The sequence below is a fragment of the Vineibacter terrae genome (assembly GCF_008039615.1).
GTDB lineage: Bacteria > Pseudomonadota > Alphaproteobacteria > Reyranellales > Reyranellaceae > Vineibacter > Vineibacter terrae.
This window is the reverse complement of sequence record NZ_VDUZ01000001.1, coordinates 221,451-237,459: the sequence shown is the minus strand read 5'-3', so window position 1 is coordinate 237,459 and position 16,009 is coordinate 221,451. Positions and strand designations below refer to the sequence as shown.

Here is a 16,009-nt window from a genome sequence, read left to right as displayed (position 1 = left end):
CTGTAATCGTGGTGTCATGACTTTGCCATCCCGGAGGGGCTACTATGCCCGGTCGGAAGCGCCGCGGTCACAGCGGTGAAAGCGAGGTCAGGGTGAACGCGCCAGTGTCACAGGCGGTCGAGGTGGTTTCAAAGGACAGCGCCATCGCGGTGGTCCCAGCTGCGCCGCCCATCGCCGACACACCGGCCCGCTTCATCAATCGCGAGCTGTCATGGCTGGCGTTCAACACACGCGTGCTGGAGGAGGCCAGCAACCCGCGGCATCCGCTGCTGGAGCGTGTGCGCTTCCTGTCGATCTCGGCCAACAACCTCGACGAGTTCTACATGGTGCGCGTCGCGGGTCTGCGCGACATGCTGCCGACCCGCGCCAACCTGTTATCGGATGATGGGCTGACGCCAGCCGGGCAACTCGCCGCGATCCGTGCGGCCGCCACCGAATTGATGCACACGCAGCAGAACGTCTGGGATGCGCTGCGCCAGGAACTGCGTCGGCACGATATCGCCGTGCTCGACGACAGCGAGATCACCGAGAGCGAGCGCGCCTGGCTCAGCGACTATTTTACCGAGCACGTCTTTCCGGTGCTGACGCCGCTGGCCGTCGACCCGGCGCATCCGTTCCCGTTCATCCAGAACCTCGGCTTCTGCGAGATCCTCCAGCTGCGCCGGGTGCAGGGCAAGCGCATCCTGATGGCGCTGCTGCCGCTGCCGCCGCAGATCGACCGCTTCGTGCGCCTGCCCGGACCCTCGATCCGCTTCCTGCCGCTGGAGGAGCTGATCCAGCTTTTCCTCGACCGCCTGTTTCCGGGCCATGCCGTGGTCCATCGCGGCCGCTTCCGCGTCATCCGCGACAGCGAGGTGGAGATCGCCGAGGAGGCCGAGGATCTGGTGCAGATCTACCAGTCGGCGCTCAAGCGCCGGCGACGCGGCGAGGTGGTGTCGATCTCGGTCAACTCGGACATGCCGGAGGCGCTGCGCGCCTTCCTGTTCGACCAGCTCGAGCTCACCGGCGGCGCCGTCGACGTGTTCGAGCTCGACCGCATCCTCAACATCGGCGACGTGTCGGCGCTGATCGTCGATGACCGGCCCGACCTCAAGTTCCGGCCCTACGAGCCGCGTTTCCCCGAGCGCATCCGCGACTTCGGTGGCGATTCCTTCGCCGCGATCCGCGCCAAGGACATCGTCGTGCACCATCCGTACGAAAGCTTCGACGTGGTGGTGCAGTTCCTGCGCCAGGCGACGCGCGATCCGGCCGTGATCGCCATCAAGCAGACGCTGTACCGCACCAGCAAGGACTCGCCGATCGTCAAGGCGCTGATCGAGGCGGCCGAGGCCGGCAAGACGGTCACCGCCCTGGTCGAGCTGAAAGCCCGCTTCGACGAGGAGGCCAACATCCGCTGGGCCCAGGACATGGAGCGCGCCGGCGTGCAGGTGGTCTACGGCTTCATCGACCTGAAGACCCACGCCAAGGTCTCGATGGTGGTGCGCCGCGAAGGCGGCGGCACGCGCACCTACGTGCATTTCGGCACCGGCAACTATCACCCCGTGACGGCACGCATCTACACCGATGTGTCGTTCTTCACCTGCGATCCGGCGATGGGCCGCGACGCGGCGCGGCTGTTCAACTTCATGACCGGCTATGCCCAGCCCGAGCGGATGGAGAAGATCGCGGTCTCGCCGGTGATGCTGCGCGACAAGCTGGTGCGCCTGATCGAGCGCGAGATCGACCTGGCCCGGGCCGGCAAGCCGGCGGCGCTGTGGGCCAAGATGAACTCGCTGGTCGATCCCGGGATCATCGACGCGCTCTATCGCGCCTCGCAGGCCGGCGTGCAGATCGACCTCGTGGTGCGCGGCATCTGCTGCCTGCGGCCGGGCGTCTCCGGCCTGAGTGACAACATCCGCGTCAAGAGCATCATCGGGCGCTTCCTGGAGCATTGCCGCATCGTGTGCTTCGGCAACGGCTATCGGCTGCCGTCGCGGCATGCCAGCGTTTTCATCTCGTCGGCCGACTGGATGCCGCGCAACCTCGACCGCCGGGTCGAGGTCCTGATCCCGATCGAGAACGCGACCGTGCACCAGCAGATCCTCGAGCAGATCATGGTCGCCAACCTGAAGGACGAGGCGCAGTCCTGGGATCTGGCCTCTGACGGGCGCTACACCCGCCGCGTCGCGCCGGCCGACGCCTTCAGCGCCCATACCTATTTCATGACCAACCCGTCGCTCTCCGGCCGCGGCAGCGCGCTCAAGGCTGCATCAGGCGCGGTGCCGCGCCTCGTCCTCGACGAGGCTTGAAGTGGGAGCGCCGGCATCCTTGCCGGCTCATGATCCGGCGCTTCGCGCCGGTGCCGGCAAGGATGCCGGCGCTCCCATTTGGGCATCCGGCAGCTTTCCGACGTAGCGGGCGCGCGGGCGGATGATGTCGGTGCTGGCGCGCTGCTCCAGCAGATGCGCGATCCAGCCTACCGAACGGCCCAGCAGGAAGAGGGCCAGCGCGGCGCCCTTGGGCAGGGCGCATGCACGCTCGATCGCCACCAGCGCCACGTCGATCGTGGGCGGCTCGCCCAGCACGCGGGCACCGGCCTCGACCATGCGCCGCACCAGCCGGGTCTCGGCGCGATCGCCGACGCGGTGATAGAGGCGCTGCAGCAGGAAACGCGCCCGCAGGTCGCCCGCGGGGTAGAGGCGGTGGCCGAAGCCGGCCACCCGTGCGCCGCTTTGCACGCGCTCGACCAGCGCCGCGTCGAGGTCGGGGGCATCGTGCAGGCTGCTGAACAGCTCGCTGACGCGGCGTGTCATGCCGCCGTGATAGGGGCCCTGCAGCACCGCCAGGCCCGCGATCACCGCGCCCCAGGGCGTGACGCCGGTCGACGCCGCGATGCGCACGGCAAAGGTCGAGGCGTTGAGCTCATGGTCGGCGCTCAGCACCAAGGCGGCGCGCGCCAGATCGGCGCCGTGCTCGTCCAGCCCCCAGGCCTCGGCGAGCTGCCGGTGGACCGGGGCCGCGGTGGAGGGCCGGCCCGATATGGCGCCGGCCAGCAGCCGCACCAGCCGGGCCCCGGTCGCGGCCGTGGCGGCGGGATCGCGGGCGAAGGCGCGTGTGTCGCTGGCCGCCGCCACCGGCAGCATCGCCAGGCACCGGTCGATCGGCGGGAAGGACGCGGCGCCGGGCCAGATGGCGCGCAGTGCCGAGCCGATCACCGGCAGGCTCTCGGCGGCGGCGAAGGGATCGGCAGGCACGTCCCACAGCAGCCGCGCCACGTGCTCCAGGCTGGCATGCTCGGCCAGCCGGCAGGCGTCCTGGCCGCGATAGAGTAGTCGGTCGGCCTCGATCAGCGTGAGGCTGGAGTCGAGCACCGGCGTGCCGAAATGCAGCGCCTGGCCGGCCACCGCCTCGGCGCCGCGGCCGCGCGCCTTGCGCTCGGCCAGCTGCCGGATGTCCTCGGCGCGGTAGCGGCGGCCCCGGCCGGCACCCTCCTCGGAACGGATGAGGCCGCGGCTGACATAGGCGTACAGCGTCTGGCGATTGATGCCCAACGCGGAAGCAGCTTCGGCCGCCGTCAGTGAAGCTTGATCTAGCATATCAATATATTGATCAATCTATTCAAAATTGACAAGTATATTGACCAATATCATGTCTCGATCTGCATGCGGCAACCGAGGAGGGCGCGATGAAGATCGGACACAATGATGGTCTCGATGGCGTGATGGCGGGTGAGACCGTGCTCAGCCATGTCGACGGCGAGGCCGGCACGCTGATCGTGCGCGGCGCGATGATCGAGGATCTTGTCCGCCATGGCGGCCTGGAGGACGTGGCCGCCCTGCTGTGGGACGGGTTCACCGCCGATGGCGGCGACGTCGCGGCGGTGCGCCGGGACCTGGGAGCGGCGCGGCAGGCGGCATTCGCCCTGGTGCCGGGGCTGCTGTCGGTCGCCGGCAGGCTGACGCCGATCGAGGCGCTGCGGGTCGGGCTGGCGCTGCTGCCGGACGAGGATCGGCTACCGGCGCATGTCAGGGTCTGCGGCGCCTTGCCGGTATTCCTGGCGGCTCTGCTGCGCCATGGCGCGGGTGACGCGCCGGTGGCGCCCGATCCGGCGCTGGGCACCGCCGCCGACCTGCTGCGCATGCTGCGCGGCGCGCCGGCGCCGCAGGCCCATGCGCGCGCGCTCGACGTCTATCTCGCGACCGTCGCCGATCACGGCTTCAACGCCTCGACCTTCACCGCGCGGGTGATCGCCTCGACGCGCGCCGGCCTGGTCTCGGCGGTGATCGGCGGCCTGTGCGCGTTGAAGGGGCCGCTGCACGGCGGCGCGCCGGGGCCGGTGCTGGATATGCTCGACGAGATCGGCACCATCGACAATATCGGGCCGTGGCTGGAGCAGGCCGTGGTCGATGGCAGCCGCCTGATGGGCTTCGGGCACCGCATCTACAAGGTGCGCGATCCGCGCGCCGATGTGCTCAAGCAGGTGGTGCGCGACCTGGGGCCGTCCTCCGGCCGGCTGGCTTTCGCGGCCGAGGTCGAGCGCCAGGCCCTGGCGACGCTGCGGCGCCTGAAGCCGGGCCGGCGGCTGGATACCAACGTCGAGTTCTACACGGCTCTGGCGCTGGAGGCCGTCGGCATCCCGCGGGCGGCGTTCACGCCGCTGTTCGGGGTCGGGCGCGCCGTCGGCTGGTGCGCGCATGTCTTCGAGCAGGAGCGGGGCGGGCGCATCATCCGGCCGCTGTCGCGCTATGTCGGCCCGGTGCCGAAACAGGCTGCATGACAATGATGTGACAATATTTCCTCCCCAACGAAAGTTGGGGAGGCGGCCCGAAGGGCCGGAGGAGAGCCGTACTCGGCTACCTTCCGCGCAAGCGGGGAAGGGAAGAGCCTGCGGCGGTTTTTCCCGCTGCCATCGGCGGGGTTTTTCGGGTATTCAACGCCCGCCATGCAGAGCGGGCGCGTCGCCATCATCGACATCGGGTCAAACTCGATTCGTCTGGTCGTCTACGAGCGAGCCAACCGCTCGCCGCTGCCCGTCTTCAATGAAAAGGTGCTGTGCGGACTGGCGCGCGAGCTCGACGTGACCGGGCGCCTGCACGCGCCCGGCGTGGAGATGGCGCTGGCCAACATCGAGCGCTTCGCGGCGCTGGCACGCAACATGGAGGTGTCGCGGCTGGACCTGCTGGCCACGGCGGCCGTGCGCGATGCCAGCGACGGCGCCGACTTCGTGCGCCGGATCGGGGCGATCACCGGCATCACCACCCGGATCATCAGTGGCGAGGAGGAGGCGCGCCTCTCGGGCCTCGGTGTCATGTGCGGCATTCCGGCCGTCGACGGGGTGATGGGAGACCTCGGCGGTGGCAGCCTGGAGCTTGTGAGCCTCAACGGCGACCGGCTGGGCCCATCGACCACCTTGCCCATCGGCCCGTTGCGGCTGCTGACCGCCGGCCGCGACCCGCGGCGTGCGGTCGAGCAGGCGATCGCGGGCGTGAGCTGGCTCGATCAGTGCCGCGGCCGCACATTCTATCCGGTGGGCGGCGCCTGGCGCGCCTTCGCGCGTCTGTACATGGAGAAGACCGACTATCCGCTGCACATCATCCACCAGTACACGGCGCCGGCCGAGGCGGTGCGCGAGCTGGCCCAGATCATCGCCGGGCAGAGCCTGAAGTCGCTGGAGAAGATGACCGGCGTCTCGAAACGGCGGCTGGAGAGCCTGCCGCTGGCGGCCCTGGCGCTGGAGCGCGTGATCGGCGCGCTGAAGCCGCGGCAGGTGGCGTTCTCGGCCTTCGGCCTGCGCGAGGGCTTCTACTACTCGCAGCTGCCGGAGGCCGAGAAGGCGCGCCATCCGCTGATCGCCTTCGCGGAGGACGAAGGGGCGCATTGGCGCCGCTTCACCCTGTCCCCGGTCGAGATCTTCGACTGGCTGACGCCGATCTTCGCCGGCGAGAGCACCAGCGAGCGCATCCTGCGCTTGGCGGCATGCCATCTCAGCGACATCGGCTGGGACGACCATCCCGACTATCGCGCGGTGATGGCCTACGAACGGGTGCTGCAGCTGCCGGCGCCGGGCATGGACCATCGCGAGCGCGCCACCCTGGCGCTGACCATGGCGTGGCGCTACGACAGCAATATCAAGGACCGCGCCGTGGCGACGGCCACGACAGTGACCGGGCTCGACGACCAGCGCTTTGCGCGGCGCCTGGGAACCGCGCTGCGCCTGGCCTACAACCTCTCGGGCGGCGCGCCCGGGCTGCTGACGCAGATCGCGCTGCGCCGTTCCGACAAGCTGGTCGAGCTGGTGGTGCCCACGGCGCTGCGCAACCTGCTCGGCGACGTCACCGGTCGTCGCCTGGCGGCGGTCGCCGCCGCCTTCGACGTGCGCCACGACGTGGTGTTCGTGTAGCTTCCTCAATCCTCCCCACGCCAGTGGGGAGGTGCCCCGAAGGGGCGGAGGGGAGATGACGTGGTCTCGGTTACAAGAACCACGTCGGCTCCCCATCCGGCCTTCGGCCACCTTCCCCGCAAGCGGGGAAGGGAAGAAGCAATCAAGCCACGACGTCGATCAGCTCGATCCTGTCGCCCTTCAGGGCCAGCGCCAGCTCGCCCGCGATCAACCGCAGCGCATCGTTGCCGAACGTCTCGGCACGCCAGCCGTGCAGGCAGTCGACGTCGCGCTTGCCGGCCGCCAGGCGGTCGAGATCGTCCGACGACGCGACCAGGCGGGTGGCCACGCCGGTGGCATCGCAGCGCAGCCGCAGCAGCACCTTCAGCAGATCGACGACCGCGCCCGGCACCTGCAGCGCCTCGGCCGGCCGCTCGCGCGCCGGCAGCTCGGACTCGGGAATCTCGAGCGCGCGCGCGATGACCTCGAGCACCGCTTGGCCCTGCTTGCCCTCCACGAAGCCTTTGCCCAGGCCGCGCGTGTGGCCGAGGTCGGCGACCGATTTCGGCAGGTGCGCGGCTATCTCCAGGATCTGCTCGTCGCGCAGGATGCGCTGGCGCGGCACGTCCACGCGCTGCGCCTCGCGCTCGCGCCAGGCTGCCAGCTCGCGCAGCACCACCATCGCCCGCGGCGAGGGATTGCGCGGCTTCAGCCGGCGCCAGGCCTGCTCGGGCTGGACCTGGAAGGTGGCGGGGTCGCGCAGGATCGCCATCTCCTCGGCAATCCAGGCGCTGCGATGGGTCTTCTCGAGGCGGTCGCGCAGCTTTTCGTAGACCACGCGCAGATGGGTCACGTCGGCCAGCGCGTAGTGCAGCTGCTTCTCGCTCAGCGGCCGGCGGCTCCAGTCGGTGAAGCGGCTCGACTTGTCGATGCGCGCCTTGGCCATGCGCGCGGCAAGGGTGTCGTAGGCCACCTGGTCGCCGAAGCCGCAGACCATGGCGGCGACCTGGGTGTCGAACAGCGGATTGGGCAGGCGGCCGGTCTTGTTGAAGAAGATCTCCAGATCCTGCCGTGCGGCATGGAAGACCTTGAGCACGCTGGGATTGTCGAGCACCGCATACAGCGGTGCGAGATCGATTTCCGGCGCCAGCGCATCGATGGCGGCAGCCTCGTCCGGGCCGCCCAGCTGCACGAGGCAGAGCTGCGGCCAATAGGTCCGCTCGCGCATGAACTCGGTGTCGACGGTGACGTAGTCGGCCTCGCCCAGGCGATCGCAGAACGCCGCAAGGGCGTCAGTGGTGGTGATCAATTGCATACTGCAAGGCTGTATAGCCCGTTGCCCGGGGTCGAGGAAAGGGTTCGCGCACAACCGCGCAGACACCGCGCGTCTTCACCGGGCCGTGAGCCTGCGTTGGCAGGCACGCCGCCGCTTCCCATCTGACGTCCAGCGCTGCACGCGGCCACCACCGCAGAAGCGAACGTGCACGCACCGATCACCCGGGTTCTGGAGGAGTCATGGCCGTTTCCCTTTCACTGAATGGCAAGGACCTGTCGCTGGATGTGCCTGACGACATGCCTCTCTTATGGGCAATCCGCGGTGTCGTCGGCCTGACGGGCACCAAGTTCGGCTGTGGCATGGCGCAGTGCGGGGCCTGCACGGTGCATGTCGACGGCCAGCCGATCCGCTCCTGCATCACGCCTGTCTCGGCGGTGTCGGGCCAGAAGGTCACCACCATCGAAGGACTCCAGGGCAAGGCCGCGCAGGCTGTGCAGGCGGCCTGGGTGCGGCTGGAGGTGCCGCAATGCGGCTACTGCCAGTCCGGCCAGATCATGTCGGCCACGGCGTTGCTGACGCAGAATGCCAAGCCGAACGACGCCGATATCAATGCGGCGATGAACGGCAATATCTGTCGATGCGCGACCTACCAGCGGATCCGTGCCGCCATCCACACGGCGGCCAAGAGCCTGCAGGGCTGAGGGAGGATCACATGCTGGGTCGCATCGATACTTCTTCCACCGCCAGCCGCCGCGGCTTCCTGGCCGGTGCCGCCGCCGGCGGCGCCGCGCTGGTCGTCGCCTTCCACTGGCGCCCGGCCAAGGCACAGATGCTGACGGCCGACGGCGCGCTGGCGCCGAACGCTTTCGTGCGCATCGGCAAGGACAACTCGGTGACTGTGTTCGCCAAGCACCTGGAGATGGGGCAGGGCGCCCATACCGGCCTGGCGACGGTCCTGGCCGAGGAGCTCGACGCCGACTGGGCCAGCGTGAAGGTCGTGGCCGCACCGGCCGACGGCAAGGTCTACGGCAACATCGACTGGGGCGGCACGGTGCAGGGCACCGGCGGCAGCTCGTCGATCCATAATTCGTGGATGCAGCTGCGCAAGGCAGGCGCTGCGGCCCGCGCCATGCTGGTTGCCGCAGCGGCCAAGAGCTGGAACGTGCCGGTCGGCCAGGTCAAGGTCGAGCGCAGCGTCGTGAGCCTGCGATCGGGCAAGCACGCCACGTTCGGCGAGCTTGTCGAGCTGGCGGCCAAGGAGGTGCCGCCGACCGACCCGCCGCTGAAGGACCCCACGATCTTCCGCCTGATCGGCAAGCAGACGCCGCGGCTGGACATGCAGGCGAAAAGCACCGGCACTGCCGTGTTCGCCATCGACCAGCGCATCCCCGACGCGCTGGTGGCCGTCGTGCAGCGGCCGCCGTTGTTCGGCGCCAAGGTCGCATCGTTCGACGCCGCCAAGGCCAGGCAAGTCCCCGGTGTCGTCGACGTGGTGCAGGTACCGGCCGGCGTGGCGGTCGTGGCAGCCAACACCTGGGCGGCGATCAAGGGCCGCGAGGCGCTGGCGGTGACATGGGATGACAGCGCCGCCGAAAAGCGCGACAGCGCCGCGCTCATGGCCTCCTATAGGGAGCTCGCAGCCAAGCCGGGCACAGTCGCCAAGACGGCCGGCGACGCCGCGGCCGCGATCATGCGCTCGGCCAGGACGATCGAGGCCGACTTCGAGTTCCCCTACCTGGCGCATGCGCCCATGGAGCCCCTGACCTGCGTCGTGCGGCTGTCGGCCGACTCGTGCGAGATCTGGGCCGGTGACCAGTTCCAGACCATCGACCAGATCAACGCCGCCAAGGCGGCGGGCCTGCCGCCCGACCGCGTGGTGATCAACACGCTGTTCGCCGGCGGCAGCTTCGGCCGGCGGGCCAATGCCGCCTCCGACTACATCGTCGAGGGCGTGACCATCGCCAAGGCGGCGGGCAAGCCGATCCGGCTGGTCTGGACCCGCGAGGACGACATCCGCGGCGGTCGCTACCGGCCGATGTATTTCCATCGGCTGCGTGCCGGGCTGGACGCCCAGGGCAATATCGTCGGCTGGCAGCACCGCATCGTCGGCCAGTCGATCGTCGCGGGCACGCCGTTCGAGGGCGGCCTGGTGAAGAACGGCGTCGACGCCACCTCGGTCGAGGGCGCATCGACCTTGCCCTACGGCATCCCCAACCTGCATGTCGACCTGCACACCACCCAGGTGGGCGTGCCGGTGCTATGGTGGCGCTCGGTCGGCAGCACACACACCGCCTATTCGACCGAGGTCTTCATGGACGAGCTGGCGCATGCCGCCAACAAGGACCCGGTCGCGCTGCGCCGTGGCCTGCTGGCCAGGCACCCGCGTCACCTCGCCGTGCTGAACCTCGCGGCCGAGAAGGCCGGCTGGGGCAAGCCGCTGGCCAAGGGCAAGGGCAGGGGCATCGCCGTGCACGAGTCGTTCCACTCCTACGTGGCACAGGTCGCCGAGGTGACGGTCGACGACAAGGGCAAGGTGACGGTCGATCGCGTGGTGTGCGCCGTCGATTGCGGCATCGCCGTCAATCCAGATGTGGTGAGGGCCCAGATGGAGGGTGGCATCGGCTTCGGCCTGTCCTCGATCTTCGCCGAGGCCATCACCTTGAAGGGTGGCGCCGTCGAGCAGTCGAACTTCCACGACTATACCCCGCTGCGCATCGAGCAGATGCCGCGTGTCGAGGTCCACATCCTGCCCTCGACCCAGCCGCCGACCGGTGTCGGCGAGCCTGGCGTGCCGCCGATCGGGCCGGCGGTGGCGAACGCCATCTTCGCCGCGACCGGCAAGCGCATCCGCACCCTGCCGCTGGTGAGCCAGGGCGTGCAGGTGTCGTAGTCAGGTCCTCCCCACGAAGTGGGGAGGTGGCCCGAAGGGCCGGAGGGGACCCGACGTGGTGTCTCAACAAGGAGCACTCCGTCGGCTCCCCATCCGCCCTTCGGGCACCTTCCCCGCAAGCGGGGAAGGGAAGTTGACTTCGCCTGCGAATCTGTGCCTTTTCCCGCTTCCGATTTCACGGCCGGGGGTGAGGCCAGCGCGCGTCGCGCCCGCACATCGTCCCGGGCTCACAGGGACGATGTTCATGCACGCCTACCGCACCCACACCTGCGGCCAGCTCCGCGCCGAGCATGTCGGCCAGACCGTGCGCGTCTCGGGCTGGGTGCAGCGCAAGCGCGATCATGGCGGCCTGCTGTTCGTCGACCTGCGCGACCATTACGGCGTGACGCAGATCGTGTTCGACGTCTCGGCGCCGTCCTTCAAGCAGGCTGAAGGCTTGCGCAGCGAAAGCGTGATCACCGTCACGGGCAAGGTGGTCAAGCGCGAGCCGTCGACCATCAATCCCCGGCTGCCCACGGGCGAGATCGAGGTCCACGCCGCCGAGATCGAGGTGCAGTCCGCGGCCGAGCCGCTGCCGATCCCGGTCTACGTCGAGAACGACACCACGCCCGAGGAATTGCGGCTGAAGTACCGCTTCCTCGACCTGCGCAAGGACAAGCTGCATCGCAATATCATGCTGCGCAGCCAGGTCATCGCCAGCCTGCGCCGGCGCATGATCGAGCAGGGCTTCACCGAGTTCCAGACCCCGATCCTGACCGCCGACAGCCCCGAGGGCGCGCGCTCCTACCTGGTGCCCAGCCGCCTGCATCCCGGCAAGTTCTACGCCCTGCCGCAGGCGCCGCAGATGTTCAAGCAGCTGCTGATGGTGTCGGGCTTCGACCGCTACTTCCAGATCGCGCCCTGCTTCCGCGACGAGGACGCGCGCGCCGACCGCGCCCCGGGCGAGTTCTACCAGCTCGATTTCGAGATGAGCTACGTCACCCAGGACGACGTGTTCGCGGCCATCGAGCCGGTGCTGCACGGCGTGTTCGAGGAGTTCGCCGGCTTCAGCAAGGAGCAGCCCTGGACCGTCTCGGCGATGCCGTTCCCGCGCATCCCCTACGAGGAGGCGCTGCTGAAGTACGGCAGCGACAAGCCGGATCTGCGCAACCCGCTGCTGGTCAGCGATGTCAGCGAGGTGTTCGCCGGCTCGACCTTCAAGGTGTTCGCCTCGATCGTCGCGGCCGGCGGCGTGGTGCGCGCCATCCGGGCGCCCAACGCGTCGGCGCAGCCGCGCAGCTTCTTCGACAAGCTCAACTCCTGGGCCCAGGGCGAGGGCAAGCCGGGGCTGGGCTACATCGTGCTCGAGGCTGGCGGCGGCAAGGGGCCGATCGCCAAGTTCGTCGACGCGCCGCGGCTGGATAAGCTCAGGGCGCTGACCGGCGCCCAGGACGGCGATGCGGTGTTCTTCGTCGCCGACAAGAAGGACGCGGCATGGAAGTTCGCCGGCCAGGTGCGCACCCGGGTTGGCCAGGAGATGGACCTGATCGAGAAGGGCGCCTTCCGCTTCTGCTGGATCGTCGACTTCCCGATGTTCGAGCTCGACGAGAAGAACGGCAACAAGATCGACTTCAGCCACAATCCGTTCTCGATGCCGCAGGGTGGGATGGAGGCCCTGGAGAAGGAGGATCCGCTCACCATCAAGGCGTGGCAGTACGACATCGTCTGCAACGGCATCGAGCTGTGCTCGGGCGCGATCCGCAACCACAAGCCCGAGATCATGTTCAAGGCCTTTGGCATCGCCGGCTATAGCCGGGAGGAGGTCGAGCTGCGCTTCGGCGGCATGCTCAACGCCTTCCGCTACGGCGCGCCGCCGCATGGCGGCGCCGCGCCGGGCGTCGACCGCATCGTCATGCTGCTGGCCGATGAGCCCAACATCCGCGAGGTCATCACCTTCCCGATGAACCAGCAGGCCATGGACCTGATGATGAACGCGCCGACCGAGGTGCCACCCGAGCGCCTGCGCGACATCCACATACGGGTGCAGCTGCCGGCCAAGAAGGCGGAATAGGCTGGCTCAATCAGAATCTGAAGATCGCATAAAATAGTATTTACTATCAGGATAATAACGGCATATCTTCATGTTCTGAGAGAACTACGGAGAGATGACCGTGCGCCTTCTCACGGTCCTTGTCCTGGGAGCGATCCCCCTGCTGGCGGGCGGGTGCGGCATTCCGATCGCCGTCTCGGCCGCAAGCTACGCGGCCGACGGCATGCTGCTGCTGACCACCGACAAGACCGGCAGCGACCACCTGATGTCGCTGAGCACCGGGCAGGACTGCGCCATGTGGCGCGTCGCTGAAGGCCGCACGATGTGCGTCGACTACAAGCCGGGCGAGGAGAACCCCTACCGCGTCGACCGTGACGCGCCGTTCCGCGAGGTCGGCGAGGGCGGCATGGTCACGGTCTATACCGCATCGCACCAGGGCGGCCGCATGCTGACCGGAGAAGACGCCGGCGACGCGCTGAAAGGCACGCCGCCCGTGGCGACCCTTGCTGACGTGCCCGCCGCTGCCGCCAGCACACCGCCGGCTGCCGTCGCCTCGCAGCCGGCGGCGGCGAGTACCGCTGCGTCGGCCGGCCCGCGGCCGAAAGCACGCAAGGCGGCTGGCCGGACCGTCAAGCCCGGCGGCTCAGCCTCCGCGGCACGCCGCCGGCCCTGACCGCGCAGCGATCTGCAACCATCGCCCGGACGAGCGGCTGTCTACGCCACGCGATGCGGCGGCGTCTCGCCGCGCAGCAACAAGGCCTCGAGATTGTCGAGGGCGCGGAAGCCCATGGCGTTGCGGGTCTCGAGCGTCGCCGAGCCCATGTGGGGCAGCAGGAAGGCGTTGGGCAGATCGAGATAGCCGGGATGCAGCTTGGGCTCGCCGTCGAAGACATCGAGGCCGACGGAGGCCAGCTTGCCGCTGCGCACGGCCGCGATCAGGGCGTCGTCGTCGACCACCGGGCCGCGCGCCGTGTTTACGACGACGGCGCCATCGGGCAGCCGGGCGATGCGCGCCTGGTTCAGCCATTTGCGCGTCTCGGCCGTCAGCGGGCAGTTGAGCGACAGGAAGTCGCAATGCGGCAGCATCGCCTCGGGATCGGCGTGGAAGATCGCGCCTTTCTCCTCCTCGGGCGACAGGCGCTTGCGGTTGCTGTAGTGGATCGTCATACCGAAGGCACGGGCGCGGTCGGCGACCGCTTGGCCGATGCGGCCCATGCCCAGGATGCCCAGGCGCTTGCCGGTGACGTGGGTGCCCATGAGCTGGGTCGGCGCCCAGCCGATCCAGCGACGGCCGCGCAGCATGTCGATGCCTTCCTGCGCGCGCCGCGCGGCGCCGAGCAGGCAGAGCAGCGCGACGTCGGCCGTGGCGTCGGTCAGCACGTCGGGCGTGTTGGTGACGACGATGCCGCGCTTGGTGGCGGCAGCGACGTCGACATGCTCGTAGCCCACCGAGAACGTGGCGATGATGCGCAGCGAGTCGGGGAACCTGGCGATGGCGGCTGCGTTGACAGGGTCGCCGGCGGCACACATCAAGCCCTCGCAGCCGGCGATCGCCTGGGCCAGCCGATCGGCATCATAGACGACGTCATCCGGATTGAGCACGGCATCGAAGTTGGCTTGCAGACGCGCCTGGACGGCGGGTGGAAAAAGGCGCGTGGCGAGGACTCGCGGCTTACGATCTGACATAGCGCTCCTGTGGGGTCCGCGATGCGTTACGACTCGACTTTTGGTGGCCAATGTCTACCTTAGCAGGGAAGGCGCCCACCTCAACATGCGGCGTAAGGATTGTCGATTCTCTCTACAAATTGTCGTTCCCTTCGCGATTTCGCAGCCGCGGGGGTGCTTTTGCTTGCCTTCGCGGATGCAGCGGCGGCGGCGGATCTCGTGTCGCATCGCGCGACCTACGAGATGCGCCTCAATCCGGGCCGGCGCGCCATGGGCGTAATCGACGTACGCGGGCTGATGGTGATGGAATCGGTTGATGTCTGCGATGCCTGGGAAACCAAGCAGCGCATCCGGCTGACCTTCCTGCGTCCGGACACGGAGGAGTTCGTCACCGACTCCGCGTTCACCAGCTTCGAGACCAAGGACGGCTCCAGCATGCAGTTCAGCGTGCGCAACACGCAGAACGGCGAGGTCGAGGAGGAGCTGCGCGGTCAGGCCGAGGTCGGCCCGGGCGCCGGCCGTGCCAACTTCACCTTGCCCGAGCCGCGCAGCTTCGACCTGCCGGCCGGCACGGTGTTTCCCATGGCGCATTTGTCGCAGCTCATCGAGCACGCCAAGCTGGGCGAGAAGGTCGTTGCCTACAATGTCTTCGATGGCGCTCGGCTCGATGGCGCCTTCAAGGTCAACGCCGTGATCGGCAAGGCACAACGGCCGCCGCCGGGCGCGGCGCCCAAGGGGGATGTCGGGCTGATGCGCAATCAGCCGGCATGGATGGTGAGGCTGGCTTTCTTCCCGGCCGACGACCAGGCCGGTCAGCCGGAGTACGAGGTGTCGATGGACCTGCTGGGCAACGGAATCGCGCGCTCGATGGTGCTGGACTATGGCGACTTCGCGCTCGATGCCAAGCTGCAGCGCCTCGAGGCGCTGCCTAAGCCGAAATGCTGATGCGCCGCCATTCGCGCCTGACGGCGCCTGCGGTCGCTGCGGCGTGCCTGATCGGGGCTGCTGCCCCGGCCAGCGCCCAGGATATGGTGCCGCATCTGGCGGTCTACGAGATCACCACCGGCCGCGCCCCCGCGGGCGTGTCGCCGCCGGAGGTGCGCGGCACCTACGTGTTCCGCCTCCAGAACGAGTGCGGCGGCGGCATGAAGTTCGAGCAGCGCCTGCGGTTCGAGGCGAAAGGATCGGGCGGGTCCACCGAGGTCGACCAGACATCGACCGGCTGGGAGTCGACCGACGGCAAGCGCTACCGTTTCACCCATCGCAGCGCGGTCGACGGCAAGACAGAGCCCGAGGTGCGCGGCGAGGTCGCTTCCCCGGAGCGCGGCGATGCGCAGGCTCGCTTCAGCCAGCCACCTGGGCGGGTCGTGACATTGCCGGCAGGCACGCTGTTTCCGCTGTCCATCATGCGCCGCACGGTCAAGGCGGCCAAGGACGGCGAGACCGGCTTCGAAGCTCCGTTCTTCCTCGGCGACAAGCCCGAGCAGCCACAGGCGGTATCAGTGCTGCTGGGCAAGCCACCTCGGCGGGTGATCGAGCTGCCGCCGCCGCAAGGCGATCGCAGCCTGGTCGATGGGCGCGAGCGCTTCTATTTCCGGGCCTCGTTCTATGACGAGGAAGCCAAGTCCACCGGCGAGCCGCGGCACGAGCTTAGCAGCGTCACGCTCGACAACGGCGTCGAGGTCTGGGGCACCCAGGAGATGGGCGAGCTGCGCCTGGAATACCGCCTGATCCGCATCGAGGCCCTGCCCAAGCCGGATTGCTGACGACGGTATAGTTAGCGTCATCCCG

At 68.7% G+C, this 16,009-nt stretch carries 12 protein-coding genes; 9 read left to right on the top strand and 3 right to left on the bottom strand.

The window, feature by feature from the left end:
• The first annotated feature begins 44 nt into the window (after window positions 1-44).
• Window positions 45-2,288 (top strand): RNA degradosome polyphosphate kinase, encoded by a 2,244-nt coding sequence (locus FHP25_RS01120; RefSeq protein WP_147845032.1) that lies wholly within the window; start codon window positions 45-47, stop codon window positions 2,286-2,288.
• Window positions 2,289-2,315: 27 nt separating this feature from the next.
• Here the strand turns inward: FHP25_RS01120 and FHP25_RS01115 are convergent, their stop codons facing one another.
• On the bottom strand, window positions 2,316-3,575 hold the full coding sequence (locus FHP25_RS01115) for a citrate synthase family protein (protein ID WP_147845031.1): 1,260 nt from the start codon (window positions 3,573-3,575) through the stop codon (window positions 2,316-2,318).
• 89 nt (window positions 3,576-3,664) lie between these two features.
• On the opposite strand from FHP25_RS01115, the gene FHP25_RS01110 reads away from it, so the two are divergent.
• Both FHP25_RS01110 and FHP25_RS01105 read left to right on the top strand, forming a co-directional pair.
• Complete coding sequence (locus FHP25_RS01110; protein WP_147845030.1) at window positions 3,665-4,756, top strand: citrate synthase/methylcitrate synthase; 1,092 nt, start codon at window positions 3,665-3,667, stop codon at window positions 4,754-4,756.
• Between the two features lie 165 nt (window positions 4,757-4,921).
• Window positions 4,922-6,379, top strand: coding sequence for a Ppx/GppA family phosphatase (locus FHP25_RS01105; RefSeq protein WP_147845029.1), 1,458 nt, complete (start codon window positions 4,922-4,924; stop codon window positions 6,377-6,379).
• A 142-nt stretch (window positions 6,380-6,521) separates the two neighbouring features.
• On the opposite strand, the gene rnd is transcribed toward FHP25_RS01105, so the two are convergent.
• A complete protein-coding gene (gene rnd / locus FHP25_RS01100) occupies window positions 6,522-7,673 on the bottom strand; it encodes a ribonuclease D (RefSeq protein WP_147845028.1) in 1,152 nt (383 codons plus the stop codon).
• 200 nt (window positions 7,674-7,873) lie between these two features.
• Between rnd and FHP25_RS01095 the strand changes: the two genes are divergently transcribed.
• From FHP25_RS01095 to FHP25_RS01080, 4 genes are all read left to right on the top strand, one after another.
• On the top strand, window positions 7,874-8,335 hold the full coding sequence (locus FHP25_RS01095) for a (2Fe-2S)-binding protein (protein WP_147845027.1): 462 nt from the start codon (window positions 7,874-7,876) through the stop codon (window positions 8,333-8,335).
• 11 nt (window positions 8,336-8,346) lie between these two features.
• Window positions 8,347-10,524, top strand: a complete 2,178-nt coding sequence (locus tag FHP25_RS01090; RefSeq protein WP_147845026.1) for a xanthine dehydrogenase family protein molybdopterin-binding subunit — start codon at window positions 8,347-8,349, stop codon at window positions 10,522-10,524.
• 244 nt (window positions 10,525-10,768) lie between these two features.
• The gene (aspS, locus tag FHP25_RS01085) at window positions 10,769-12,574 is read left to right on the top strand and encodes an aspartate--tRNA ligase (protein WP_147845025.1); all 1,806 of its coding nucleotides are present in this window, start codon (window positions 10,769-10,771) and stop codon (window positions 12,572-12,574) included.
• Between the two features lie 100 nt (window positions 12,575-12,674).
• A complete protein-coding gene (locus tag FHP25_RS01080; protein WP_178133195.1) occupies window positions 12,675-13,226 on the top strand; it encodes a hypothetical protein in 552 nt (183 codons plus the stop codon).
• A gap of 41 nt (window positions 13,227-13,267) precedes the next feature.
• On the opposite strand, the gene FHP25_RS01075 is transcribed toward FHP25_RS01080, so the two are convergent.
• Entirely contained in the window at window positions 13,268-14,239 is a 972-nt protein-coding gene (locus FHP25_RS01075) for a 2-hydroxyacid dehydrogenase (RefSeq protein WP_147845023.1), read from the bottom strand.
• Window positions 14,240-14,392: 153 nt separating this feature from the next.
• On the opposite strand from FHP25_RS01075, the gene FHP25_RS01070 reads away from it, so the two are divergent.
• Window positions 14,393-15,163, top strand: coding sequence for an EipB family protein (locus FHP25_RS01070; RefSeq protein WP_147845022.1), 771 nt, complete (start codon window positions 14,393-14,395; stop codon window positions 15,161-15,163).
• Entirely contained in the window at window positions 15,163-15,984 is an 822-nt protein-coding gene (locus FHP25_RS01065; protein WP_178133194.1) for an EipB family protein, read from the top strand. The genes FHP25_RS01070 and FHP25_RS01065 overlap by 1 nt, the downstream gene beginning before the upstream one ends.
• Window positions 15,985-16,009: the final 25 nt, after the last annotated feature.